General features: G+C 42.2%; 1 protein-coding gene. It reads left to right on the top strand.

Translation table 11 applies throughout. From position 1 onward, the window contains the following. A partial coding sequence (neuC, locus tag ACNOHI_RS24845) for a UDP-N-acetylglucosamine 2-epimerase (RefSeq protein WP_420477405.1) occupies positions 1-721 on the top strand: 721 nt, incomplete at both ends.

Below are 721 nucleotides of genomic sequence, written 5' to 3'. Positions count from 1 at the left end.
TTAAAATATGCGTTTTTACAGGTAGCAGAGCCGAGTATGGTTTATTATTTCCATTGATTAGCGCGCTGAAAACACGCTCTGGTTATACATTGCAGATCCTAGTTTCTGGTACACACCTGTCTACTGAGTTCGGATTGACTTATAAACAAATAGAAGAAGACGGCTTCTGTATCAATGAAATAGTAGAGATGTTACTTTCTGCTGATTCAGATACTGTCATAGTAAAATCAACCGGAATAGCATTAATGGGATATGATGACGCGCTCAGCCGGTTAAATCCCGACTGGCTGTTACGGCTTGGCGACCGGTTTGAAGCTTTTGCTGCTGCTACCGCTGCTCATCTAAAGAAAATCCCTGTGGTTCATCTTCACGGGGGAGAAATAACAGAAGGAGCTACAGACGATGCCCTCAGACATGCAATCTCAAAAATGTCATATCTTCACTTTACTTCAACAGAATCACATAGGCGGCGGGTTATACAGTTGGGGGAAGAACCTTTCCGCGTGTTTAATGTGGGTGCCATTGGCATTGATAATATTAAACAGCTAAAGCTTCTGAGCAAAGCACAACTGGAGGCTTCTTTGAATTTCAGCATTGGTGAAGACTGCATTCTGGTGACGTTTCATCCAGTTACTCTCGAAAGTCATACTGCAACAGCGCAGTTACATGATCTTTTGGGTGTCCTCAATAAATTCCCTGAACTAAAAGTTGTTTTTACTCT

This window comes from Noviherbaspirillum sp. ST9 (genome assembly GCF_048799745.1).
Classification (GTDB): domain Bacteria; phylum Pseudomonadota; class Gammaproteobacteria; order Burkholderiales; family Burkholderiaceae_D; genus Noviherbaspirillum.
The sequence above is the reverse complement of the archived record's forward strand: the minus strand, read 5'-3'. Positions and strand labels throughout refer to the sequence as shown.